Annotated in this window: 23 protein-coding genes and 1 pseudogene; 18 read left to right on the top strand and 6 right to left on the bottom strand. The window is 53.5% G+C overall.

The window, feature by feature from the left end; translation table 11 throughout:
* Window positions 1-140 precede the first annotated feature (140 nt).
* The 5 genes and pseudogenes from LBW89_RS25410 to LBW89_RS25390 form a co-directional block, all read left to right on the top strand.
* A pseudogene (locus LBW89_RS25410) lies at window positions 141-890 on the top strand (rhamnogalacturonan acetylesterase); the annotation flags it as partial.
* Between the two features lie 40 nt (window positions 891-930).
* On the top strand, window positions 931-1,965 hold the full coding sequence (locus LBW89_RS25405) for a glycoside hydrolase family 88 protein (RefSeq protein WP_148449648.1): 1,035 nt from the start codon (window positions 931-933) through the stop codon (window positions 1,963-1,965).
* On the top strand, window positions 1,958-2,344 hold the full coding sequence (locus LBW89_RS25400) for a sensory rhodopsin transducer (RefSeq protein WP_148449646.1): 387 nt from the start codon (window positions 1,958-1,960) through the stop codon (window positions 2,342-2,344). Before LBW89_RS25405 ends, LBW89_RS25400 begins: the two co-directional genes overlap by 8 nt.
* 168 nt (window positions 2,345-2,512) lie before the next feature.
* On the top strand, window positions 2,513-4,459 hold the full coding sequence (locus LBW89_RS25395; RefSeq protein ID WP_148449644.1) for a BglG family transcription antiterminator: 1,947 nt from the start codon (window positions 2,513-2,515) through the stop codon (window positions 4,457-4,459).
* 122 nt (window positions 4,460-4,581) lie between these two features.
* Window positions 4,582-6,546, top strand: a complete 1,965-nt coding sequence (locus tag LBW89_RS25390; RefSeq protein WP_225040747.1) for a PTS fructose transporter subunit IIABC — start codon at window positions 4,582-4,584, stop codon at window positions 6,544-6,546.
* 287 nt (window positions 6,547-6,833) lie between these two features.
* On the opposite strand, the gene LBW89_RS25385 is transcribed toward LBW89_RS25390, so the two are convergent.
* The gene (locus LBW89_RS25385) at window positions 6,834-7,151 is read right to left on the bottom strand and encodes a hypothetical protein (protein WP_213508351.1); all 318 of its coding nucleotides are present in this window, start codon (window positions 7,149-7,151) and stop codon (window positions 6,834-6,836) included.
* A gap of 148 nt (window positions 7,152-7,299) precedes the next feature.
* Between LBW89_RS25385 and LBW89_RS25380 the strand changes: the two genes are divergently transcribed.
* From LBW89_RS25380 to LBW89_RS25360, 5 genes are all read left to right on the top strand, one after another.
* Window positions 7,300-8,988: a glycoside hydrolase family 13 protein gene (locus tag LBW89_RS25380; protein ID WP_225040746.1), complete on the top strand. Its 1,689-nt coding sequence runs from the start codon at window positions 7,300-7,302 to the stop codon at window positions 8,986-8,988.
* A gap of 23 nt (window positions 8,989-9,011) precedes the next feature.
* Window positions 9,012-9,524, top strand: coding sequence for a metallophosphoesterase family protein (locus LBW89_RS25375; protein ID WP_225040745.1), 513 nt, complete (start codon window positions 9,012-9,014; stop codon window positions 9,522-9,524).
* 180 nt (window positions 9,525-9,704) lie between these two features.
* On the top strand, window positions 9,705-10,778 hold the full coding sequence (locus tag LBW89_RS25370) for an ABC transporter substrate-binding protein (protein ID WP_148449635.1): 1,074 nt from the start codon (window positions 9,705-9,707) through the stop codon (window positions 10,776-10,778).
* 38 nt (window positions 10,779-10,816) lie between these two features.
* Window positions 10,817-11,731, top strand: coding sequence for an ABC transporter permease (locus LBW89_RS25365; RefSeq protein WP_148449634.1), 915 nt, complete (start codon window positions 10,817-10,819; stop codon window positions 11,729-11,731).
* Complete coding sequence (locus tag LBW89_RS25360) at window positions 11,731-12,528, top strand: ABC transporter ATP-binding protein (RefSeq protein WP_148449632.1); 798 nt, start codon at window positions 11,731-11,733, stop codon at window positions 12,526-12,528. Before LBW89_RS25365 ends, LBW89_RS25360 begins: the two co-directional genes overlap by 1 nt.
* A gap of 92 nt (window positions 12,529-12,620) precedes the next feature.
* Here LBW89_RS25360 and LBW89_RS25355 read toward each other — a convergent pair whose 3' ends face one another.
* Entirely contained in the window at window positions 12,621-12,977 is a 357-nt protein-coding gene (locus LBW89_RS25355; RefSeq protein ID WP_225040744.1) for a DUF2512 family protein, read from the bottom strand.
* A gap of 174 nt (window positions 12,978-13,151) precedes the next feature.
* Here LBW89_RS25355 and LBW89_RS25350 point away from each other — a divergent pair, with 174 nt between their 5' ends.
* The 5 genes from LBW89_RS25350 to LBW89_RS25330 all read left to right on the top strand — a co-directional run bounded on the left by LBW89_RS25350 (window position 13,152) and on the right by LBW89_RS25330 (window position 16,875).
* Window positions 13,152-14,051, top strand: coding sequence for an NAD(P)/FAD-dependent oxidoreductase (locus LBW89_RS25350; protein WP_148449628.1), 900 nt, complete (start codon window positions 13,152-13,154; stop codon window positions 14,049-14,051).
* 27 nt (window positions 14,052-14,078) lie between these two features.
* On the top strand, window positions 14,079-14,372 hold the full coding sequence (locus LBW89_RS25345) for an antibiotic biosynthesis monooxygenase family protein (protein ID WP_148449626.1): 294 nt from the start codon (window positions 14,079-14,081) through the stop codon (window positions 14,370-14,372).
* On the top strand, window positions 14,353-14,910 hold the full coding sequence (locus tag LBW89_RS25340; RefSeq protein ID WP_148449624.1) for a GNAT family N-acetyltransferase: 558 nt from the start codon (window positions 14,353-14,355) through the stop codon (window positions 14,908-14,910). The genes LBW89_RS25345 and LBW89_RS25340 overlap by 20 nt, the downstream gene beginning before the upstream one ends.
* On the top strand, window positions 14,894-15,511 hold the full coding sequence (locus LBW89_RS25335; protein WP_148449623.1) for a TVP38/TMEM64 family protein: 618 nt from the start codon (window positions 14,894-14,896) through the stop codon (window positions 15,509-15,511). The genes LBW89_RS25340 and LBW89_RS25335 overlap by 17 nt, the downstream gene beginning before the upstream one ends.
* A gap of 137 nt (window positions 15,512-15,648) precedes the next feature.
* The gene (locus tag LBW89_RS25330; protein WP_148449621.1) at window positions 15,649-16,875 is read left to right on the top strand and encodes an MFS transporter; all 1,227 of its coding nucleotides are present in this window, start codon (window positions 15,649-15,651) and stop codon (window positions 16,873-16,875) included.
* Window positions 16,876-16,944: 69 nt separating this feature from the next.
* Here the strand turns inward: LBW89_RS25330 and LBW89_RS25325 are convergent, their stop codons facing one another.
* The 3 genes from LBW89_RS25325 to LBW89_RS25315 all read right to left on the bottom strand — a co-directional run bounded on the left by LBW89_RS25325 (window position 16,945) and on the right by LBW89_RS25315 (window position 21,164).
* Entirely contained in the window at window positions 16,945-17,640 is a 696-nt protein-coding gene (locus LBW89_RS25325; protein WP_148451131.1) for a metal-dependent hydrolase, read from the bottom strand.
* Window positions 17,641-17,731: 91 nt separating this feature from the next.
* Window positions 17,732-20,032, bottom strand: coding sequence for an Ig-like domain-containing protein (locus LBW89_RS25320; protein WP_225040743.1), 2,301 nt, complete (start codon window positions 20,030-20,032; stop codon window positions 17,732-17,734).
* A gap of 226 nt (window positions 20,033-20,258) precedes the next feature.
* A complete protein-coding gene (locus LBW89_RS25315; RefSeq protein ID WP_148449619.1) occupies window positions 20,259-21,164 on the bottom strand; it encodes a hypothetical protein in 906 nt (301 codons plus the stop codon).
* Window positions 21,165-21,559: 395 nt separating this feature from the next.
* Here LBW89_RS25315 and LBW89_RS25310 point away from each other — a divergent pair, with 395 nt between their 5' ends.
* From LBW89_RS25310 to rpoD, 3 genes are all read left to right on the top strand, one after another.
* Window positions 21,560-21,715 carry a hypothetical protein gene (locus LBW89_RS25310; RefSeq protein WP_170286986.1) on the top strand — a complete coding sequence of 52 codons (156 nt, stop codon included), beginning with the start codon at window positions 21,560-21,562 and terminating at the stop codon, window positions 21,713-21,715.
* A 63-nt stretch (window positions 21,716-21,778) separates the two neighbouring features.
* Window positions 21,779-22,423, top strand: a complete 645-nt coding sequence (locus LBW89_RS25305) for a DsbA family oxidoreductase (RefSeq protein ID WP_148449617.1) — start codon at window positions 21,779-21,781, stop codon at window positions 22,421-22,423.
* A gap of 261 nt (window positions 22,424-22,684) precedes the next feature.
* Window positions 22,685-23,581 carry an RNA polymerase sigma factor RpoD gene (gene rpoD / locus LBW89_RS25300; protein ID WP_148449615.1) on the top strand — a complete coding sequence of 299 codons (897 nt, stop codon included), beginning with the start codon at window positions 22,685-22,687 and terminating at the stop codon, window positions 23,579-23,581.
* A gap of 57 nt (window positions 23,582-23,638) precedes the next feature.
* Here the strand turns inward: rpoD and LBW89_RS25295 are convergent, their stop codons facing one another.
* Window positions 23,639-24,733 carry a S1 family peptidase gene (locus LBW89_RS25295; RefSeq protein WP_225040741.1) on the bottom strand — a complete coding sequence of 365 codons (1,095 nt, stop codon included), beginning with the start codon at window positions 24,731-24,733 and terminating at the stop codon, window positions 23,639-23,641.
* Between the last annotated feature and the right edge of the window lie 62 nt (window positions 24,734-24,795).

Here is a 24,795-nt window from a genome sequence, read left to right as displayed (position 1 = left end):
TAAGTGAAAGTGACAAAAACACTGAGCCTGAACAATTTTATTGTCAGGCTAGCGTCTTTAGGCGCAGTTTGGCAACAGGGGGTTATACCCCAAGAGCAAACCACCCGTTGGACGGGTGGTTATGATTTGTTGTCCGGGGAGATGGCCGGCTGCGGCTTACTTTCACGGGCCCGGCGCCCAGAATCAACGCGCTGGAAATTTGGCCGGCGAACGGGACGCTGACCGTGTTTTTGGCCGGGGATTCCACGGTGACGGATCAGCCGGAGAGCGGGTATCCTTACTGCGGATGGGGACAGATGCTCCCGGCCTTCTTTAAGCATGACGTCGCCGTCGACAATCATGCCCGGTCGGGCCATAGCTCCTTGAGTTTTGTAAAGGAAGGCCTCCTTGATCCGATCATGGAACGGATCAAGCCCGGGGATTTCCTGTTCCTCCAATTCGGCCACAACGACGAGAAGCCGGACGCGGCCCGCCGAACGGAACCGTTCAGCACCTTCCAGGGCCAGCTGAAATTGTATTTGGAGGCCGCCCGGAGCAAACAAGCGACTCCCGTGCTGGTTACCCCCGTGCATCGGCGTTACTTCAAGGAAGACGGTACGCTGCAGGATACGCACGGGGACTATATCACGGCGATCCGTGAGCTGGCCGCGCAGGAAGCGGTCCCGCTGATCGATCTCGCCGAGCGCAGCCGCCGCCTGTTTGAGCAAGCGGGAGTCGAGGGAACTAAGGACGACTTTATGTGGGTGCTTCCCGGGGAATTTATCCATTTCCCGGCGGGTGTGGAGGATAATACGCATTTTCAGGAGCGGGGAGCCCGGCGTTTGGCCGCCCAGGTGGCGGAAGCCATCCGTGAGCTGCAATTGCAGCCGTTACAAATGTTTTTGCGGTAATTCGGCTTTTGAATCTTTGACTTAGGGAGGAGAAGATAGGATGCCTGCACTTCAATTTGACGAAGAGGAAATCAAGCAAATCATCGATCGCGTCGTAGACCGTACCTTTCGGATGGACTTCAGCTGGGATTGGCCGGGGGGCGTCGCATTTTACGGGGTGTGCGAAGCTTATGACGCAACGGGAAATAAAGCCTACTTGGATCAGCTCAAAGCCTGGGTGGACGAGAATATCGAGGACGGTTTGCCGAAATTGTCGGTGAACGGCGTGTCCATTGGACATTGTTTGCTGACGCTTTACGAGGCGACGGGTGAAGAGAAGTACATGGAAATCGCCAAAGAGATGGCCGAATTTCTGACGCATCAAGCGGAGCGGTTCGCCGAGGGGGTTTTTCAGCATACCGTGAACTCGCTGCATGATGTTTTTCCGCAGCAGGCCTGGGTGGACACGATGTTTATGGCCGGTTACTTTTTGCTGCGAATCGGGAAGCGTCTGGGCAATAAGGAGTATTTCGAGGACGGATTAAAGCAGTATCACGGGCATGAGAAATACCTTCAAGATCCCGATACCCATCTGTATTATCACGGGTGGGACCATGTGAATCAGAACTGGATGTCCGGCATTTATTGGGCCAGGGGAAATTCCTGGGCCGCGCTGACGATGTCCAAGGCACTGCGATTGATCGAGGTCCAGCATCCGTCCTATATGGTGATCGACGGTTCCCTCCGGGACCAATTAAGCGCGCTTGTAAGGCTGCAGTCGCCGGAAGGGCTGTGGCATACCATCGTCAATGACGAAGACTCTTACCTGGAAACCTCCGGCTCGGCCGGGATTGCGACCGCCTTGCTGATGCAGGGACGTTTGTACAACAAGTACGCCCAAAAGGCGATCGACGGCATCCTCGCCCGGATCAAGCCGGACGGTACGGTTACCGGCGTATCCGCCGGCACAGCGGTCATGCATGATGCGGAAGGTTATCGTAATGTGCCGTGCAAACGCATTCAGGGATGGGGACAAGGGCTGACGTTGGCTTTTCTGGGCCAATTGCTGCGAACCAAGGAGAATCCGTATGGATAACGGATACAGGGCAATCGGTCACACGTACTGGGTCATCCCGGACGGGTACATCCCGCCGGACAGCAGCGGCCGCCTGGAAAGTCATGAAAGCGTATGCGTGCTCAATACGGGAACGGAGGAGGCCGAGCTGCAAGTAACGGTATACTTCGAAGACCGCGAACCTCTCGAAGGAATCGTATGCCGGGTCCCGGCCCGGCGTACGAAGCATATTCGAACCGCCTCCCTCCAAGCCGGAGATGAACGGATTCCAGCGGGGGTACCGTACGCTATGACGATCACCAGCAATGTTCCGGTGATCGTGCAGTACAGCCGGCTCGATACGACACAGTCCGAGTTGGCATTAATGAGCGTAATGGCTTATCCGGCGGAAGAAGGATAGGGCGAAGGGTTTGCATGAATTTCTTAAAACAGGTCGCTGCAGGGAAGCTGCAGCGACCTGTTTTTTTGCGTCCGGCGGGATTGACTTTTTGGCAATTGTGCTATAATAAGAGCGATTTTTCATTGACATCATAAGAATACATAATCGTGAAGGTGCTGATGCTACGCTATGAATACCCGTCAAAAAGAAATCCTTCGCATGCTGCTGTCCGCTCCCCGTACCCCTTTCGTAGTACGGGATATCGCCATGCGGTTAAATTGTTCGGAGAAGACGATCCGCAACGATTTCGATGAAATCGAGCGGGATTTATCCGAGGTCTCCCAGGCCAGACTCGTCCGGAAGCCCGGGATCGGGGTCGTCCTGAATGCGGAGGAACAAGAAAGAGCGAAAATTGCAGATCACTTCCTTTGGTCCGCTCGGGAGAAGGATGACCCGGAGGATAAAGACCGGATGGCCGCGATCGCATACCGGCTATTGATGGAAACGAAGCCCGTGACTCTGCAAGAGCTTGCTGACGCACACTTTGTGAACAAAGCGGTCATTAAGAAAGAATTGGACAGCCTGGGTCCCTGGTTGGAACAGTATGGCCTTACCGTCGTTTCCAAACAGAAGGTAGGGATTACGCTAGAAGGGAAGGAATGGGATAAGCGTGCCGCGTTGTCCAAACTTACCCTATTAACCACCGATTCGGGACATTCCTATATAAAAAAGCAGTTTTCCCCGCATGAAGTCGAGCTCGTCGCCCGGGAACTCAAGGAGCTGGAACAGCGTGTTCAGCTGTTTTTTACGGATGAAGCGTTCGACAATTTGCTGATCCATACCTTGCTGATGATCCGGAGAACCAAGCTGAAGCAGCCGATCCATTTTTCCGAACAGGAGAAAGGGTTTGTCCGCGGCAAACCGGAGTACGGCAGAATGAAGGAGTTTACCGGGGAGTTGGAACGCAGGTTTGCCGTTCGCTTCAACGAGGATGAAGTCGCCTATTTGACGGCTCATATGATGGGCGCCAAAATCCGGTCCCAGGCTCGGATCGACGCTGTGGACTCAGGCGAGGACCAGGCCCAGGACAGAACCCGGGCGAGAGAGTTTGCGGAGAGGTTAATCCGAAGAGTATCCGCCTTAACCCTGGTCGATTTTTCCAGTGACCCCGATTTGGCGGAAGGGTTGAGTATTCATTTGTACTCCACGATCAACCGGCTGCTTTACGGGCTTACCGTTTCCAATCCGATGCTGCACGACATCAAAAAAATGTACCCTTACATGTTTGATATGGTCATTTACGCGGCGAAAGAGGCCGGTGCCGACTACCCCTTCGTTCTTCCCGAAGAGGAGGCGGCTTATTTGACGCTCCATTTTCAAGCGGCTGCCGAACGTATGAACAAGCCGGCGGATCGCACGAAACAAGTCATCACCGTATGTCATATGGGCGTGGGCATGTCGCAAATTCTGCGGAGCAAGCTGGAGCGCAAGTTCCCCGACTTGCACGTATTGGATTCCGTACGCAAGGCCGACTTGCCGAAGTATTTGCCCCGCCGCCGGGTGGATTTTATCGTATCGACGACACCGTTGGAACAGGTCGGTGTGCCGTACATTCAAGTGTCTCCCCTGCTGGAAGCGGGTGAGGTCAAAAAAATAGCGGAATTTATCGAAATGTTGGAGGAGTCCGCGACTCCCGCAAACGCGTCGGGTTCCATATTGCAAATGTACACCTCCCCCTCGCTGATTTTCCCGCATGTGAAGGTGGACCACCGCTATGAGTTGATTGAGATGCTGGCGAACGAGCTATATACCCAGGGATTCGTCGAACAGGACTATGCCCATCAGGCGCTGCTTAGGGAAAGGCTTTCATCCACCTCCATAGGGGGAGGCATCGCGATTCCGCATGGAGATCCGAACTTGATCAGGGAGTCGCGGATCGCGGTCGCTACTTTAAAAGAGCCGTTGGATTGGAAAGAAGAGAACGTGTCCGTCGTCTTCATGCTGGCGCTGGGGCCTGGAGATCAAGAGCATCTGAAGAAGCTGTTTCAGCGTCTATCCCTGCTTAGCGAACAGCCCTCGACGATCGAGCGGTTGGTTCAGGCGGCCACGCCCGAGGCTTTGCTGCGTTCCCTATAAACATCCGGCAAATAATCCGTTTTTTCCGCAGCTGCGGTAATAATAAAAGATTTTCCGCCGTCTTATCCGCGTTAATATAAGAATGCAAGCGGTTACTACAATCAGAATAAGGGGATAGAGCTATGAAACTGTTGGCCATTACCTCATGTCCGAATGGGATTGCCCACACGTATATGGCGGCGGAAAATTTGCAAAAAGCCGCGGATAAATTAGGCGTCAGCATGAAGGTTGAAACGCAGGGTTCGATCGGCGTGGAAAATCAATTTACCGCAGAGGAGATCCGCGAGGCGGACGGCATCATTATCGCGGCGGATAAATCGGTTGACAAAAGCCGGTTTATCGGCAAGAAGCTGTTGGTCGCCGGCGTGCAGGAGGGGATCCGCAACCCGGAAGGACTGATTCAAAAAATGATCAGCGGCGAGGCGCCGGTGTATCGCGGCCAAGGAGACGGGGAGAACGGCAGTACCCCGCAGCCAGCCGCGAAACAACAAAATACATTTTATCGCCATTTGATGAGCGGCGTGTCTTACATGATTCCGTTCATCGTGGTCGGAGGGCTGCTGATCGCGATCGCGCTCTCGATCGGCGGCGTACCGACGCCGGGCGGATTGCAAATTCCGGAGGATTCGTTCTGGAAAACGATCGAAAGGTTGGGGGCGGCGTCCTTCACATTCATGGTTCCGATACTGGCGGGATTTATCGCTTTTAGTATCGCGGACAGACCGGGTCTGGCGCCGGGGATTATCGGCGGTTACATCGCCGCGAACGGCAGCTTCTACGGCAGTGAGGCCGGAGCCGGATTTCTCGGCGGGATCGTCGCCGGTTTTCTTGCGGGCTATGTGGCGCTTTGGATCAAGAAATGGAAAGTTCCAAAAGCGATTACCCCGATTATGCCGATTATCATCATTCCGGTTCTGTCTTCGTTAATTGTCGGTTTGGCTTTCATTTACCTGCTCGGCGGTTCGATCGCGCAAGTTTTTGAGATGTTGACCAACTGGCTGGCCGGGATGCAGGGAACAAGTTCCATTCTGCTGGCTTTGATCTTGGGGGCGATGATCTCGTTCGATATGGGCGGACCGGTCAATAAGGTAGCGTTCATGTTCGGCTCCGCCATGATTGCGGAAGGCAACTACGAAATCATGGGTCCGATCGCCGTAGCGATCTGTGTCCCGCCGATCGGGCTGGGGCTGGCTACGTTCCTGTTCAAACGTAAGTTTCACAATGCGGAAAGAGAGTCCGGCAAGGCGGCGTTTACGATGGGCTTATTCGGGATTACCGAGGGAGCGATTCCGTTTGCGACGCAGGATCCTTTGCGCGTGATCCCGAGTATCATGATCGGGTCCATGACCGGCTCCGTCATCGCCATGTTCGGGAATGTCGGAGACCGGGTGGCGCACGGCGGACCGATCGTTGCCGTCCTGGGAGCGGTGGATAACGTAACGATGTTCTTTGTGGCGGTAATCGTCGGCTCCATCGTGACGGCTTTGATGATTAAGTTGTTGAAAAAAGACCAGGCGGCGCCCCGGTTGGCCGGGAATCAAGGAGCCGAGGTTGAAGCGGCCGCCGCGGTGGAACCGGTACTCACAAGCCGTGCAGTATCATCCTCATCCGATGAGTCCCACCGGACGGTTAGAAAACTGACGGACATCATCAATCTGGACTTGATCGATACTTCGCTTGCGGGAAAAACCCGAGATGAAGTGATCGATGCGATGATCGGAAAATTGGATGCCCAAGGGGTGCTCACTTCGCCTGGCGAATTTAAAACCGCCATTCTGAACCGTGAAGCGGAGAGCTCTACGGGGATCGGGATGAATGTGGCGGTCCCTCACGGGAAATCGGCCGCCGTGCTGAAGCCGCGGGTCGTATTCGGGCTGAAGCCGGAGGGCGTCGATTGGAACAGTGCGGACGGCGAGCCCGCCAAGCTGATCTTTATGATCGCTGTTCCCGCAGAGAACAAGGGCAACGAGCATCTGAAAATTTTGCAGATGCTGTCCCGCAAGCTGATGGATGATAATTTCAGAGAACAGCTTATGAAAGTGAAGTCCAAACAAGAGGCCTTCAGCCTGTTGGATCAGATTCATTAATAAAGAAGGACCGTGCCAAGCCGCAAAAGCGGCCGAGCGCGGTCCTTTTTGGTCGCTGAACTAGCTGGTGCCCCCGTCAAACCACCTTGATGAAGTAGAATTCCTGCATATCTGCATCTTTTTTTCTTGTTCGGAACCAAAATTTGAAAATACCTGCAGATTTACATCTTTTTGGAGTTGGAGAGTTGGCTTGGAGTTCCAGGGTGTCCGAACGTTGTGCTTCGACAGGAAAAATGGGCAGCTGTCCGGGAATTCTACATAGTACGAGGCGATGCTTGTCGGTACGCCTAGTCGTTGGCGTTAAATTTATGATCTTTCAGGGACTCCAGTGCCGTCTTCGTTTTCCGCTTCGCCGGGGCGGCCGGGCGGGAGACGGCCGGCTCCGGTTGCTCCGTTCGTTCCAGCAGAACTTCAAGGTAATACCGGTTTTCGTCGGTTCGGTCAAGTATTTCGGCCAAGGCCAGAAATACGATACCCGCCAAGAAGCCGCTTAGAATAGAAGCAAGGGCGGGAATCCAGCCGTCTCCGTAGATCGCGCTAAAGATAGCCCATAGCAAGCCCGCTATAAAAAACACCGTTCCTATGATCTTTAACAGTTTGTTCAATGTTCGTCCCTCCTGTAGCTGGTTGTACATCCATTATAAACCCTCATTTTGCTGCGGGCACCGTTCTGTTTCCAAAGAAATGCAGGATATCGCGCGGTTTCGGGTATGTTATACATATGGAATCCGAGACAAAGGAGGCGTCGCAGCAATGAATCCCAAATGGTGGAAAGAGAGCGTGGTCTACCAGATTTATCCGATCAGCTTCATGGATTCGAATGGAGACGGGATCGGTGATCTTCGCGGCATTATATCCAAGCTGGATTATTTGAAAGACCTTGGCGTCGACGTAATCTGGGTATGCCCGATCTATAAATCCCCCAATCATGACAACGGTTACGACATTAGCGATTATTGCGACATCATGAAGGAATTCGGCACCATGGAAGATTTTGATCTGATGCTGAAGGAAATCCATCTCCGCGGCATGAAGCTGATGATGGATCTGGTGCTGAACCACACTTCCCATGAGCACCCGTGGTTTCAAGAGTCCCGGAAATCCAAGGATAATCCGAAACGGGATTTCTACATATGGCGCAAAGGGAAAAACGGAGGCCCGCCGAACAACTGGGAATCTTACTTCAGCGGCTCGGTATGGGAGTATGACGAAGCGACCGACGAATACTATCTGCACCTTTATTCCAAATATCAGCCCGATTTAAACTGGGAACATCCCGAGGTTGTCGCGAAACTCCACGATATGGTCGAGTGGTGGCTGAAAAAAGGCGTGGACGGTTTCCGTTTCGACGCCATCGCGCACATTGTGAAGCAGCATGGGCTTCCGGACGCCGAGAATCCGCATCAGACCACGACGGTAAGGGCGTACGAGATGTTTTCCAATCTGGACGATGTGCATACCCTGCTGCAAAACTTGTATGACAAGGTACTCTATTTTTACGATATTATGACGGTGGGAGAAACTTCGGGACTCGGTCCCGAACAGGCGCTGGATTACGTGGGCGACGGACGACGCGAGTTAAACATGACCTTTCAGTTTGAGCATATGTTTCTCGACGCCGCTTCCGCGGGCAGCGGAAAGTGGGACACCGTGCCATGGAATCTGATCGAGCTGAAAAAAGTGATGAGCAACTGGCAGACGGTTCTCCATAACCGCGGATGGAACGCCAATTATTTGTGCAACCATGATCAGCCGCGATCGGTATCCCGCTTCGGCGACGATGTGACCTGCCGGGTACCTTCGGCAAAAATGCTCGCGACCTTTATTCATACGCTGGAAGGTACGCCGTATATATATCAGGGAGAAGAAATCGGCATGACCAACGTGGCCTTCGATTCCATCGACGAATACCGGGATGTGGAAACGCTGAATTACTATGAGGAGAAGCGGACAAGCGGAGTGCCGGAAGCAGAGATAATGCGGGCGATTCACAAGAAAAGCCGGGATAACGCCCGGACGCCGATGCAATGGGATGCCACCGAACACGCCGGTTTTACCGAGGGGACCCCTTGGATTAAAGTGAATTCCAATTATATGGAGATCAATGTGGTCCAAGCGATGAAGGACCCTGACTCGATTTATCATTATTACAAAAGGCTGATTCAACTGCGCAAGAAGTTCAAGGTTATCGTTTACGGAGAATATAGGCTGCTGCTACCGCTTCATGAGGAGATTTATGCCTATACCCGTACGCTTGATAATGAGGTTCTGCTTGTTATTTTGAATTTCTTCGGCAAAGAGCCGATCTTCGAAATGCCCGAAGGGCTCGATCCCCAAGGGATGGAACTGCTTATCTCCAATTACGAGCCGAGAAAGGGAGAGGACTTGGCCCGATTGAAACTGCGCCCGTTCGAGGCTCGGGTCTATTTGAAAAAGCTATAAGGGGTTAAGAAGGGGGCGTGCGTATGAGAATCGGAGTTGTGTCCGACACGCATATGCCGAAAAAGGGGAAGGAACTTCCGCCCGCGCTTTTGGCGGCTTTCCAGCGGCTTGATTTAATTATCCATCTGGGCGATTGGACCTCGCTTCTGGTGTATGACCAGTTGGCGGCTCTGGCCCCTGTCGAGGGAATTGCCGGGAACAACGACCCCGGGGAGATCGTCAGGCGGTTTGGTTACCGGAAAATATTGACCTTGGGCCACGGCCGGGTGAGAGTCGGATTAACCCACGGCCATTTGCCGGAAGGGCGGGGGACGGCCCGGGAAAAAGCGGGGCGGGCTTTCCCCGACGAACGGCTGGACGCGATTTTGTTCGGGCATTCCCATAAGCCGCTATTGGAGCGGGAAAACGGGATTTTGCTGTTCAATCCGGGATCCCCGACAGACAAACGGAAGCAGAAGTACTACTCGGCTGGAATCCTCGAGGTGACGAATTCGGGGCTAACGGCCAAGCATCTCTATTTTGAACGAAGCAACTGAGCCCGGGCGGGGCTCTTTTTTTCTTATAACTAGGAGGGTCAAACCCGTTGACGTATAATTGACCACCATTTAATATAGGAATAATACTTGCTTTAATACTTTCATCTATAAAAGCGGTAATAGGTTTGCGGTCTAAACAGTTGAAGCGACAAATTACTAAAAGGGAGAGGGGATCTAGAAATGAAGTTCAGGAAGAAGGTCAGTATGTTTTTGGCGGTATCGGCTTTATTGGTAGGTGTTGTAGGCTGCGGTAACAACGGGGGAAACAACGCGGCATCGGGAGCTAAGGGCGGTGAAGCCGCTCCGGCCAATTCCGGGGCCGCGGTGGAGACGGAAGGTAAAACGTACAAAATCGCGATCTCGCAATATGTGGAGCATCCGTCTTTGGACGCGACGCGCGAGGGTTTCATGGCGGCGCTGAAGGATGCCGGGCTGGTAGAGAACGAAAACCTGAAGGTGGATTACAACAACGCGCAGGCCGACCCGACCAATAATATGTCAATCGCGCAAAAAATCGCCGGCGAAAAATATGATTTGGTGCTTGCCATCGCTACGCCGCCGGCCATCGCGGTAGCGAGTCAGGTCAAAGAATCGCCGATCCTGTTTGCGGCGGTCACCGATCCGCTCGATGCTAAGCTTGTTAAAAACTTGGAGAAGCCGGGCGGCAACATCTCCGGCGCTTCCGATACGAACCCCGAGGCGATTTCCAAGCTTATGGATTTTATCGCCACCAACTTCAAGGATGTCAAAAATGTCGGCGTCGTCATGAATCAAGGGGAGCCGAACGCCGTCGTTATGACCGGATTGGCGGAGAAGGCGCTCGAGAAGCACGGGATTAAGCTTGTGAAAGCTTCCGTCACCAACACGTCCGAAGTGAAGCAGGCGGCCGAATCGCTCGTGGGACGCGTGGACGCCATTTACATTACCCTCGACAACACCGTTGTTGAAGCGGTTAATACGGTGATTCAGGTCGCTAACGAGCATGATATTCCTTTCTTCTCCAGCGACCGTGACACGGTAGAGAACGGAGCTTTTGCCACCGTCGGATTCAAGTATTACGATCACGGCTACCAAGTCGGCCAAATGGCGGTCGAGGTCTTGAAGAACGGCAAGAACGTCGGCGATATGAAAGTGACGATGCCGGATAAGCTGGATGTGATCATGAACCTGAAAGCGGCCTCCGAACAAGGCATTGAAGTAACCGACGCGATGAAGGACCAGGTTCAGGACAAGGAGAACAACATCATCGAATAGGTGCGGACGTTTTGCTGAATATTTAGGAGGTAATCACCATGATGAACTCATTACTCGGGGCCGTGGAATCAGGCTTGATTTATGCGCTGATGGCACTTGGCGTATACATTACTTTCCGGATTCTGGACTTTCCGGATTTGACCGTTGACGGGAGCTTTACGACCGGGGGCGCGATCGCCGCGGTTATGATCTCGGGGGGGAGCTCCCCCTGGATCGCTTCGATCTGCGCCATGTTGGGGGGATTTGTTGCCGGCGCCGTGACGGGCCTGCTGCATACCAAAGGCAAAATTAACGGTCTGTTGTCGGGGATCTTGATGATGATCGCCTTGCATTCCATCAATATGCGGATTATGAACAGTCCGAACGTCAGCTTGCTAGGGGAAAGTACGGTTTTCGAATCGATCAAGCCGCTCGTTCTCATGCCGATCATCGTCATCCTCGTCAAGGTGCTGCTCGACCTGTTTCTTCGCACGGAGCTGGGGCTTGCTCTCCGCGCGACGGGCGATAATCAGCGGATGATCCGCAGCTTCGGCACCCACACGGACAATACGATCATTTTGGGTCTCAGCCTTTCCAATGGCCTTGTCGCGTTGTCCGGCGCTTTTATCGCCCAGCAGTCCGGCTTTGCCGACATCTCTTCGGGGATCGGCATGATCGTCATCGGCTTGGCGTCGGTCATCATCGGCGAAGCGATTTTCGGCGCGAGAACCGTATTTTTCGCCACGCTTGCGGCGGTACTGGGCTCGATCGTATATCGCATCGTCGTGGCTTTGGCCTTGCGGATCGAATGGATGGAGCAAACCGACTTGAAGCTGATTACGGCCGTCATCGTCGTATTCGCTCTGGTGGTACCGACCGTCCGCCGCTCCTGGAAACAGAAAGGTCTGGCCCGCAAAAGAACGCTGGAGATTGTGTCCGGGGCCGAGCAGAAACAGATTGGAGGTGGTCTCTGATGCTGAAGCTATCGAGCGTATCCAAGCTGTTTCATCCCGGTTCGCCGGACGAGAAGATCGCCTTGGTCAATGTGAACTTGCATTTGCAGCCGGGTGATTTTGTGACCGTCATCGGAAGTAACGGGGCCGGCAAGTCGACGCTGATGAACATGATCTCCGGCGTCCTTAAACCGGATGCCGGGCAGATCCTGATAGGCGGCCGGGATATCGGCCATCTGCCGGAGTACAAGCGGAGCCGCTGGATCGGCCGCGTCTTCCAGGATCCGATGGCCGGGACGGCCCCGCACATGACCATCGAGGAGAATCTCGCGATGGCCTATTCCCGGGGGAAATCCCGCGGCCTGCGGATCGGCGTCTCGGCCAAGCGCCGCGGCATGTTCCGCGACGAACTCAGCCGCCTGGGCATCGGCCTGGAAGGGCGGCTGAAGGCGAAGGTCGGTACGTTGTCCGGCGGTGAGCGCCAGGCGCTAAGCCTGCTGATGGCGACGTTTACGAAGCCGGAAATTTTGCTCCTTGACGAGCATACGGCCGCGCTCGATCCGGCCCGGGCCGAACTGGTCACGCGCCTGACGCAGTCGATCGTCAGCGAACTGAAACTGACGACTTTGATGGTCACCCATAACATGGAGCAGGCGATCCGACTCGGCAACCGCCTGATTATGATGGACCGCGGCCGCATCATTCTCGACATCGACGAGAAAACGAAGCGCGACCTGACCATGGAACGGTTAATCGGGGAGTTTGAGCGGATCAGCGGTCACAAGCTGTCCGACGACCGGGTCGTCCTCGGCTCCTGACCACATAAAACAGCCTATTGTATGCGTGGCGTTTCCCTATCGCATACAATAGGCTTATTTTATTTCCTTATAATGAGGAATCCATAAGGAGATTAACGGACCCTCATATTCTCATCGCGGCGGATTCCGTCCTTAAGCAGCCAAATATGGAATGCGTATTCAAACAGCCCCAAGACCAGAGCGATCAAGAATATTTCACCCATGGAGAGCGTCCAGCCGGCATTGGCGGAGATCGCCCAAATGAACGCGAAGGCCAGGACAAAGTCGGAGAGGGTGGCGACGATATTGTTGGTTCGAGGCAGGATGAACAAATCGCCCAACAAATAAGCCAATGCGGACAGCGCAACGGCCGTCAGAAGCGAACCGATAAAAGAGGCATTGCTGAGAAGCATCATCATAGCGACGACGATGACCCCGTTCCCGAGCAGCTTTACCAAAATTTTATCCATGATTTCACCTCCTTTGAATTGAAACCTGATTTTACTGTTTATATAGAACCTAGGCTTCCCTGCTACATTACCTCATATGCGGGATGCATGAAACAGGAGGGAGATAAACAATATTAGTAAAGGCGCAACGGGTTTAAAAACGACAATACGAAATTATAAGGAGCGGAGATAAACATGGTACAGGATTGTATCATCGTAGGTGGAGGGATAGCCGGGCTGCAGGCGGCGATTCAGTTGGGACGGTATGACGTTCACCGAATTCTCGTGCTTGACGCTGAGCGGGGGAGGTCCGTGCTCTGCCGGAATTACCGGAACATTCTCGGATTTCCGGAAGGGATATCGGGCCCGGAGCTGCGAAAAAGAGGGCGGTTGCAGGCCGAATCCCTGGGAGTGCTCTTTCAGACAGCGGAAGTGGTCAAGGCGGAACGGGCGGAGGAGACGTTTAAGCTGACCGATCAGGCGGGGAACACCTATATTACGCGAACGCTGCTGCTCGCCACCGGAATCACCGATCGTATTCCCGGGATTGCCGGTATGGCCGACGTGCTGGGCTCCACGGTCTATATTTGTCCAGACTGCGACGGCCATGAGATTCAGGACCGGGACACGGTGTTGATGGGCGCCGGAGATGCGGGAGCGGACATGGCTCTAGTATTGGCGGAACGCGCCCGTTCCTTAGTGTACATTAACCATGAAGCCATCCGGGTCACGGAGGACCGAATGGCCAAGCTGCGGGCAGCCGGCATACGATACGAAACCGGGATCATTTCTGAAGTCGTGGCCAAGCAAGGCGACCGGATCGATGCGGTTATTTTGGAAGATGGGCGAACCTTTGCCGCCGAGCGGGGATTTATCGCGTTTGGAGGCAACCGGGTTCATTCGGATCTGGCGGGGCAGTTAGGCGTTGAACTTAGCGGAAACCGGCATGTGCTGACCGATCCGCGGAGCAAAAAAACAAATGTGGAGGGCGTGTTTGCTGCCGGAGATCTGGGAGTTCACGCGGAGCAGGTGACCGTCGCCATGGGCGAGGGATCGCTCGCGGCGATTTGGATACATAAAGCGCTCCGTCCGTGATATAATCAGAAATCGGAGGGGATGACCATGATATTGGAAGTAGCCGAGCTGAATGTCAAGCCGGGTTTAATCAATGAATTTGAGAGCAATTTCCGCCAAGCTTCCAAAATCATTTCGCAAATGCCCGGGTACATAGAGCATGAGCTCCACAAATGCGTGGAAACGGCGGATAAGTATCTGCTGCTCGTCAAGTGGCATTCGATTACCGATCACGAAGTAGGCTTCCGCAAATCGCCGCAATATGAGGAGTGGAAGGCTTTGCTGCATCATTTCTACGATCCTTTTCCAACGGTCGAGCATTATGTCCAGATCCGAATTTAAAGACTATATGATCGATGACGCGACGTTGGAGGATTTGAAGGAGATCGTGGAGATCTATAACGAAACGATTGCGGGCCGGATGGTTACCGCCGATTTGGAACCGATTACCGTGGAGAGCCGGCTTGGCTGGTTTAAGGAGCATTCGCCCGATTTTCGTCCACTGTGGGTGATGAGAGCGAACGGAAAGGTCATCGCGTGGCTTAGTTTTCAATCCTTCTACGGAAGGCCGGCTTATTTGGCAACGGCTGAAATCAGTATTTACATCTCGGGCGAATACCGTTCCCGGGGAATCGGCAGTATCTTGCTGAGGAGGGCATTGGCGTATTGTCCGCGAATTGCCGTCAAGACGGTTTTGGGATTTGTGTTTGCCCATAATGGACCTAGCCTGGCTCTTCTGGAGAAGCACGGCTTTGAGAAGTGGGCCTTTTTGCCCCGCGTAGCCAATATGGATGGGGTGGAACGAGATTTGGTCATTCTGGGGAGAAGAGTCGAACCAGGCGACGGAATGGGGAACGAAGGCGTTGAACGAGCTTATTGAACATTTCACCGGATGGCTGTTGGAAATTACCGGACTTACGGGCTTCGGTATTCTGTTGATTACGCTTCCCCTGGCCCTGATTCAAGGGATCGTGGGAGTTTTTCCTTTTGCTACTTTAGTTATGCTGCATATTTCCGTGCTGGGTGTCAAGGAAGGATTGCTGGCCAGTTGGGTTGCCGGATCTTTCGCCGGCATGGTGGTATATCTGCTCTGTAAATTTTTGTTTGCCGACCGGTTTCACCGCAGATGGTTGTCCAAACTGAACAAATACGAAAAATGGCAAAAAAGCCTGGACAGATACGGCGTATGGGCCGTTATTTTTCTTCGTACTATCCCGATCATGCCCAACAACCTGATCTCGTTCATGTCCGCCATTTCCAACATCAAAACGCGTTCGTACACCTGGTCGAATATCGTAGGCAATTTGTCGAGTATTTGGCTGTTCGGCATCCTCAGCGCTTCCATCGTTTTTCCCGGCATGGATTTGCGAATCCTGATACTTTCCTACCTTGTTTTCTTGATCGTCCTGCTGGCGTTGTTCTTTGTCCGGCAGCGGCTGCTGATTAAGAAAGACCGGGGAATGTCCGCGCAAGCGAAATAAAAGCTGCGTTTCCCTATCAGGGAGGCGCAGCTTTTTGGTGTAAGCTTATTTTTTGTGAAAAGATTAGCATTATTTGCTAAAATAAGTAGCAAGCTATACATACGTGTATAACATGCTGACAAGTGGGGGAGACATTTATGAATTCTGCGGAAACGCCGGCTAAGCCGGGGCAGCGAAAGCTGCTCTTCAGCGCCGGACTCAGCTGGATGTTCGATGCGATGGATGTCGGCATCATTTCATTTATTGCGGCCGCTCTGGCTACCGAGTGGAGCTTGACGCCGCAGCAAACCGGGTTATTCACCAGTATGAACTCCGTCGGGATGGCTGTAGGGGCCGCGATCGCCGGAATTATGGCCGATAAATACGGAAGGAGAGCGGTGCTGCTTTGGACGCTGCTGATCTTCTCCATCGCCAGCGGATTATCGGCCGCGGCCACCAGTTTTGCGGTGTTGCTGCTGCTTCGCTTTATTGCCGGTTTTGGGCTCGGCGGAGAGTTACCTGTGGCCTCCACGCTCGTTTCCGAATCCGTCCCGGTGAAAGACCGGGGGAGGGCGGTGGTCCTGCTGGAAAGTTTTTGGGCCGCCGGATGGATCGCCGCCGCTCTAATCGCCTATTTCGTCATCCCGAAATACGGCTGGCAGACCGCCTTTATCATCGGTGCCGTTCCAGCGCTCTATGCGCTCTATTTGCGCAAATCGATTCAAGACCCGCCGCGGTTTAAGGAGCAGGCCCGCGCCGGCGCCGCGGCAAGACTGTCCGTCCGGGAGCGCTTCGTATCGGTATGGGCAAGCCCGCACCGAAAATCCACGATCATGCTGTGGGTTCTCTGGTTTACGGTGGTATTTTCCTATTACGGCATGTTTCTGTGGCTGCCCAATGTGATGCTGCTTAAAGGCTTCAGTTTGGTAAAAAGCTTCGAGTACGTGCTGATTATGACGCTGGCCCAATTGCCGGGCTACTTTACGGCGGCTTACTTCATCGAGAAGTTTGGCCGTAAATTCGTCCTGGTCGTCTATTTGCTCCTGACCGCGGCCAGTGCCGCATGGTTCGGCAATTCGACCAGCGAGGGAATGCTGATCGCCGCCGGCATTTGCCTTTCCTTCTTCAACCTGGGAGCATGGGGCGGCATGTACGCTTATACCCCGGAGCTGTATCCGACCCGCGTGCGATCCACGGGAGTGGGCTTGGCCGCCTCCTTTGGCCGGATCGGCGGGATTATCGGGCCTTATCTGGTGGGCATGCTCGTCGCCCGGGAGGTCGCGATCGGGGCGATTTTCTGGATTTTCTTCGCCGCGATTCTCATTGGGGCCGCGGCGGTGTTGTGGCTGGGAACCGAAACCAAAGGCCGGGAATTAACCGACTGAAAAAAGCAATGCTAAAAAGTCTCCATCGCTCATATAAAAAGGAGCGTGGAGACTTTTTAGCATGCCGTGTCAGCTCCAGGAATCGGTGTCGAGACTCTCGCCCGGCTTCAGGGCATGCCCTTGAATTTGGAGCTTGCCGAGGCGGTTCACGAATTGTTCGCCGTCTTGGGCGATCAACCCGAACGTGTTGTAATGGACGGGAACGACGTGTTTAGGCTCCAGCCATTCGGCCGCAATGAGCGCTTCTTCCGGCCCCATGGTAAAGTAATCGCCGATCGGGAGAAACGCGAGATTGATCGAATGGCGCATCTTGATCAGCTTCATGTCGCTGAACAGAGCGGTATCTCCCGCGTGATAAATAATAAAGCCGTTCAGGTCAAGCACGATGCCCGCCGCAACGCCAAGGTAAACATTCGTTCCGTTTATCACTACGGAGGAACTATGCAGGGCGGGGGTGAATGTCAAGCGGCCGAAGGGAAACTGAAACGATCCGCCGAGATTCATCCCGACCGTGGTCAATCCCTTCGCTTTAAAGTAGTCCGCCAGCTCCACGATGCCCACGATCGTAGCCCCGGTGTGTTTGGCGATGGCCTCGGCATCCCCGAGATGGTCGAAGTGACCGTGAGTGAGCAGCACGTAATCCGCTTCGATCTCGTCAGCTTTCGCTGCGGCGGCAGGATTTCCGGTCAGGAAAGGATCAATAATCAACCGGTACTGGCCTGTGTCGATGTGTACGCAGGAATGTCCCAAATAGGTCAATTTCATCATGGATCGCTCCTTTACTCATTGGAATTACACTCTTTTCCATTATAAACGGAGCGATCCAAACTCTCAAAATCTAGGATTACCCCCCCGGTCAGTTTTCCGGCCAGGATACCGTAGCGATGTGCGGGCGGTCATAGGCGGAGGCCCAATAATATCCGCCGGCCACGATCCGCTGAGGCCAGAAACCGACCATGCCGGAGGCAGGCGGGAGTGCTTCGGAGGTCGCCGTGGCGTAGCCGTCGGCATCGGTCTGCAGATCCACGTATTTGCCGCCGTTATAAACAAAGCGGCCATGCACCTCTGCGGGGATGCCTTCGCCGGTTTCCAGATCGATCACCTGCAGGGTGACTTTCGCCCGGGTACCGTCAAACGTAACGTTCATGTCGCCGACGATCATCGGGCGCAGATAGGTGGAGGTGGTGACGGATGCCACCTCGGCGGAAGCCGGGCCGATATTTCCGCTGATGTCCACCGCCGCCACTCTGTAGTAATAAACGGTATCCGGAAGCAGCCCGGAATCCCGGTAAGACAAATCGCGGGATCTGCCCCCGATAAGAGAGTCGTCCGGTACGAATCCGGGCTCCGTGCTGCGATAAATGATATATTCTTCGATATCGGAATCGTCGGTGGCGCGGCCGTAATTCAAATCGATGGAGCTATGATTGACCGTCGAAGCCGTAGGGTCTCCGTTCAAGGGAGAAGGCGGCGAAACGTCGGGCGGATCCATCGTCCACTTGAAGCCGCCGGGCCCCCATTCGGAGGGAAGCCAGCGAATGGAATCGTAATGGTGCATGGCGATACCGCCAAACGCCGGATGCTCCGCAAATGCGGCGTACACCTTATCCAGCTCCGCTTCCATATAGGTTCTGCCTTCCTCGCGGAACGTGATCGTTTCGGGATCTCCGCTGTTGGCGATATCGAGCGTTTCCACGCCGACGACGACCGAACCGGGTTTCCCGATAGAAGCCGCGTAATCCAGTTCGCCTTGCGCCTGAACGATAATGCCCGCGCTGCCATCCGCGGTGTCCCGGTAATCCATGATCGAGATGTAATCGCTCATATCCTGAACATGCTCGGAGAGCCATTTGGTTTCACCGTTCCAGGTGATATCCTGGGCGACATCGCTGCTGTCGAACCAGCGGGGAATAGCGGGACCGAAGGGAAGGTGAATCCCGGCCGTATCCCTGCGTTCAATCATTTTTTGCAGAATGTCCAGGTATTGAAGCTGTACTTCCGGTTTTTGCGCACGGAATTCGGGCAGAATATAAGGCTCGATATCGACATTGACCCCGTCAAACCGCTCTTCGGGTGCGGAGGACAGATTGTAGTTGATCACCTTCTCCATCTCGCGGATGGCATAGCCGTGAAAGGGAGCGAGCGCGCCATAGTAGGGAGGAACGGTCCCCCCGGCGATACAGGCATGCACCTGATAACCGTTGTCGTGGGCCCATTTCACAAATTCCCGGACCCGTTCCGGCTCATCTTCAAGAATATCCACGCCTTCATACGGGAACACTCCGATGTAAAACGTGGTGATCGGATCGGACCCGAAGGTGTCCGTATCGTCCGCAAGCGCTTTCAATGCATGTTTCGAACCGGGATTCAAAAAGAGATTATACGCGGCTTTTTCCCAAATCCAGATCGCCCGGTCTTGAGGTTGGAGCGTATTAGGCTCCACATTCTTCAGTCCCGTGTAAACATACGAGGTCGTGCTGCGGCCTTCGTTTCCGTATTCATCGATCGCTCTGGCTTCGATGCTGAAGGTTTCGTTCTTGGATTTCTTGGTGTTCCAAATGTACTCGTACTGCCCTTTTCGGGGCAGAGCCGTTGCCCAGGGACCGCCGTTGATCCGGACCTCGACACGATCGATGTCGTTTTTGGCGTCTACCCGGACTTTGACGGGAAGCTTCGTGGATCTTTTGATTTTTGACCCGTCTTCGGGACTGACAATTTGCACCTGCGGGATGCTAACCTGCGGATTATCCACGTAGACGGCAGTGGTGGCACTGGATACGCCGTAACGGGTGGAGGTCTGGGTGCCTTTGGCCACAAGGGAGATCGTTCCATCGAACCTGGAGGTGTCGAGATCGGCAAACCACGTGCCGCTTTCCGAGCCATAGGTGGCTTCCATGACGGTGGGGATTTGCCGGAGCCCGTTCACGACCAGCTTGATATCATAGGTTTCGGAATACTGCCCGCTAATCCTGACTATACCCGGGGGAAGCTGTTCACCCTCCGCAGGGGAATCTAGAGTCAGTCTGGATTCGGCAAAAGCGCTTGGAGCCGGTATTGCGATCAGAGGGACGAGACAGAGGAAGATACAAGCAAACAACCACCTGAACCGAAAGATGCCGGAGAAACGGTGAAGCACAACCTGTTCACGTCTTGGCATAGGGAACCCTCTCTTTCCGGAGCGGCAGCATCGGTCGTTTCCGTTTAGGGGATATGAAAGATAGTGGATACGCTCCAACATCTAATTTTGTAATATTGTGATGCACTTTTTTTGCAGTTGCAATAACCTTAAATTGTCCTTTTTTTGTCAAACATTGATAAAAATATAAAACCCCGTTCCAGCCGGAAGATCAGGACTGAAGATCGGGGTTTTGTTAACCTATTGCTTATTGCGCTACTTTTTGAAGGGCGAGGTCCATCCAACCGACGAGGTCATGGACGGCGATCCCGCCGAAGGAGGAATGTGAGCCGCCCATTTGTTCCAGCAGGACGAGCTGTTCGTTCAATACATCAATGCCTTCTTCGTAAAAAGTAATGGAATTCCCTTCTTTTGAAGGTTTGGTTTCGACACCGGTGTAGATTTTCTTGTTCATGCCTTCACCTTCGGCAAACTCCGTTTTGGCCGTATCGTAGATCGCTTTGGCGCTGTCCCGGTAGGACATGAGAGTGACGCTATCGAATTTGGAGATCATCCAGGAACTTAACGATTGCTCGCTGTCCGGCACTTTGTAATTATCCAGCCAGAAAGGAAGCGCGGCCGAAAGCGGAAGACCTATGTCCGAAGCCTGGGCGACCAGTTGATTGATATTATTCTGCCACTGGTTCACCAGGGCGGCGTAATCCGTTTTCCAGATCGGCAGCAGATAAGGTTCGATGTCTACTTGGATTCCTGCCAGCTTTTCTTCCGGGGCTGCACTTCGTTGATAATCGCGAATCCATGTCATAAACGCGTCCAATTTCGGACGGCTTGTTTCGAGCGCCCAATCCGGGGCGCCGTTCAAGGCATGAATCTCAATGCCCATTTCCGTGGCCTGGCGAATAAAAGAACGGTAGGAGGCAAGATCCACTTTCGTACTGATTTGCAGATACAGGATTCCGACGCCTTGGGACTTTGCAAAGTCAAGCAATTCGGACGAGTCAGTCTGGATAAGAGCGGTGTGCCACAACCAGGTCGTTCTCGCTTTGGAGACGCTCCCGGATTCAGCGTGAACGAACGGGCCGACCAGAAGCGAGCAAAGCAGAAGAGCAGCAAGCAGCACGGCAAATTTGCGGGGGGTAGCGATAGTTTTCACGGAAGATGTACACTCCTTTATTGATCTTCGAGTTGTGGAATTGCGACTAGGAGTAGCGGACGACACAAAAAGGGAACAGATGGAACTCCAGGCCTTACCTCCCGCAAAAGAAAGTCCTCCAGTCTTTAGGTCGAATATCCCTGAATGTCGAGGGAATTATGACTTAAGAAAGGGTTATGCTCATATTTTCGTCAGGATTGTCGAATTTTGACATAGGTCAAAAGGATTATTTTTGCTAAAAAAATAGAAATATTAACAGGGGTATCCAGTTTTCGACGGGTTCACCGGGAACTATAGGCCGGTGGTCCGGTTTATGCGATATAATGAAAAGAAGCTTCAAAGGCCTACAGGTCGGTTATCATAGAAATAAAGGATTTTAAAAGGAGCGGGGCGAAATGAAAATTATCATCACCCAAAGCGAAGCGGTGGAAAGAGGGATCTGGAAACAGGTGATGGAAGCGTTCGGCATCTCTTCCGAAGACGAGATTTGGGAGACGGAACAATTCATTCTGACGGAGGATCAGGCCAGGGAGATGGGGCTGATTCGGTAACACAACGACACTCCCGCATGAAAATAAGGAGTACGCTGGGAAAACATAAGGAGGAGCTAATGCATGAAGGTGGAAATTTGGTCGGACTATGCTTGTCCGTTTTGCTATTTGGGGAAAAGACGATTTGAAAAAGCGCTTGATCTCTTCAAACATAAAGACGAAGTCGAAGTGATCTTCCGCAGTTTTGAGCTTGATCCCTCCATGTCCAAGGAGGTTCAATCGAGCATGCAGGAACTGTTGGCGGCCAAATACGGAATGTCGCTGGAGGAGGCCAAAGCCGCCAATGACCGGGTAGCGGAACAGGCGGAGCAAGAAGGGTTGGTATACAGATTTGCCACGATGATCCCTACCAATACCTTCGATGCGCACCGTTTAACGCAGTATGCCAAAAAGCAAGGGAAGATGGCGGAGATTTCCGAGCGGTTGTTTAAAGCGTATTTTACGGACTCCTTGCATATCGGAGATACCGAAACGTTAATTTTCCTGGCGCAAGGGGCAGGTCTAAACGGGGAAGAGGTGAGCGACCTGCTTAAATCGGACGATTACGGCGAACAGGTGCGTGCGGATGAGAGGCTAGCCGGGGAGTTGGGGATCCGTGCGGTGCCTTGCTTCGTGCTGGACGGAAAATATGCCGTGACGGGAGCCCAGCCCACAGAGGTGTTCCTGAATACGCTGGAACAGGTTTGGGCCGATCGCGAACCCGTGTAAATGGAGTTTCTTTCAGAGGAGTTTACGAAAGAGGGGAACAAAAAACGCTGGTCCCAGGGACCAGCGTATATTATCATTCATAAAAAATAATCTTGTAAAATAACATTAAATGTGTTAGAATGACGGATAGTCAAATAAAAGGCAAATCAATTCAACATTGCTTATATAATAGCATAATAGCACTAATTTGTCAAATAGGGTATGCCGTCGTTAGAAAAAAAATTGTTACTGTTTTCCATTACTAGGGTGGGGGTCTGAGCCATGACAGAGGATTTGACAAAAGGCAGTGAACTTGATTTTACAGATGACCTGAGTCTGCCGCCGGGCGTCAAAATTGATGATCCGGTTCGCATGTATCTTAAAGAAATCGGGCGCGTCCCCCTTTTGTCCGCGGATGAAGAAATTCAGCTTGCCCAGCGTATCGAGCAGGGGGACGAAGATGCCAAACGCCGTCTCGCCGAGGCGAATCTCCGGCTCGTTGTCAGCATCGCCCGGCGCTATGTTGGCCGAGGTATGGTATTCCTGGATCTGATCCAAGAGGGGAATATGGGCTTGATTAAAGCGGTGGAGAAGTTCGACTATTCCAAAGGCTTTAAATTCAGCACCTATGCCACCTGGTGGATTCGTCAGGCGATCACGCGGGCGATTGCGGACCAGGCAAGAACGATCCGGATCCCGGTTCATATGGTGGAAACGATCAATAAACTGATCCGGGTATCTCGGCAATTGCTGCAGGAGATCGGCCGCGAACCGACTCCGGAGGAAATCGCCAAGGAGATGGATCTTACGCCCGAGAAAGTGCGCGAAATTATGAAAATCGCGCAAGAGCCGGTATCGTTGGAAACGCCGATCGGCGAGGAGAACGATTCCAATTTGGGCGACTTTATCGAGGATCACGATGCTCCGGCTCCCGCTGAAGCCGCGGCTTACGAGCTGCTGAAGGAACAGCTGGAAGAAGTGCTGGACACGTTGACCGAGCGGGAAGAGAACGTGCTTCGCTTGCGTTTTGGCATGGACGACGGACGGACTCGTACGCTCGAAGAAGTGGGTAAAGAGTTTGGAGTTACCCGCGAACGGATCCGTCAGATTGAAGCCAAAGCGCTGCGGAAGCTGAGACATCCGAGCCGCAGCAAACGACTGAAGGATTTTATGGAATAAACCGCAGCTTGAAACAAAAAAGCTCCCTCCAGGACCCCGTCCTGGAGAGAGCTTTTTTTATTTTGTCTTTTTTCCAACGGTTCGGCATTTTCGGGGACGCAGAGATTTGATGATTTTCCCCGATAAGGGTTGTACGCACATAAACTTTTGCTTGCTTCCGCGTCCCGGGGAGTTAAGCTGGCATTTTCGGGCCGATGCGACGCGGGTCCCAAATACCCGCATGAACCAATCCACCGGGTAAGCGATCGACAACCGCCCTTCATCCGATCCGGCAAAATTGACCGCAGCGGCCAGGTTTCCGCACCGCGTCAGCCAGACGGACCCCGAATCCCCGCTTAAGGAAACAGGGCGTTTTCCGCGGATCACGCTTTGGTTTTTGAAAGTGATTGTCCCTAGCCCTCCGTAATCCCCGTAGTCAACCTGGATATCCGTATGGATCGACTCCACCGTCCCCGTCACGACACCGGTCGTACGGCCGACTTTTTTCAATTTGTCGCCGATTTTGTAGGTCCGCACATAGCCGGGAACGCGTCCGAACACGGCGTATTCCGGACGAAGCAGGCTGCGGCGAAACGGCTTGGAAGTAGCGGCGTCAAGGAAGTTGGGTTTCGTCTTCCGCAGCCGGACAAACCGGTCCATCACGCCGATTTGATCGCGTGGTAGCGTCCCGCCGTCGGCGCCGCCGGGCTGAAGCGTAAGGGAGCGGCGGTCCGTGTTCTCGTTTACGAGCACATGGTTGTTGCTGAGGATATATCGGCTCTTCGGACAGCCTTTGTCGCTAATGATGAGTCCCGCCGTTCCGGAAACATTCGGGGTTCCGACACTGTAACCGGCAATCACCGGGCGAATGCGCCGTCTAAATTTTAATCCGTCTAAGCCGTGTTTACGAAACTTGCCTGTTCGTACGATACGAACCGGGACTGCCGATTTTAATTTGGCCGGCAAAACCACCGCGCGAGTGGATTTGGCTTTTCCACGTTTTCGCCCGGCGGCGGCAGAGGTGGCGGCATCCGCATAAACGATGACCGCCGCCCCTTTCCGGGGCTTGGCCGGATCTTTGAAACCGACGCCGATCCCGTGAACGCCGAGCTGTTTAAGCATCTGTGCGGCGTAGCGCTGCTTGAGCAAGTAGGCCTTACGATAGCTGGACAATGGCATCACCTTTTCTTTGGAGTTGCTTTATTCTATGCGCGGAGGGCGAATAGGGGATGATG

The organism is Paenibacillus sp. alder61 (assembly GCF_020179875.1).
Lineage (GTDB): Bacteria > Bacillota > Bacilli > Paenibacillales > Paenibacillaceae > Fontibacillus > Fontibacillus faecis.
The sequence above is the reverse complement of the archived record's forward strand: the minus strand, read 5'-3'. Positions and strand labels throughout refer to the sequence as shown.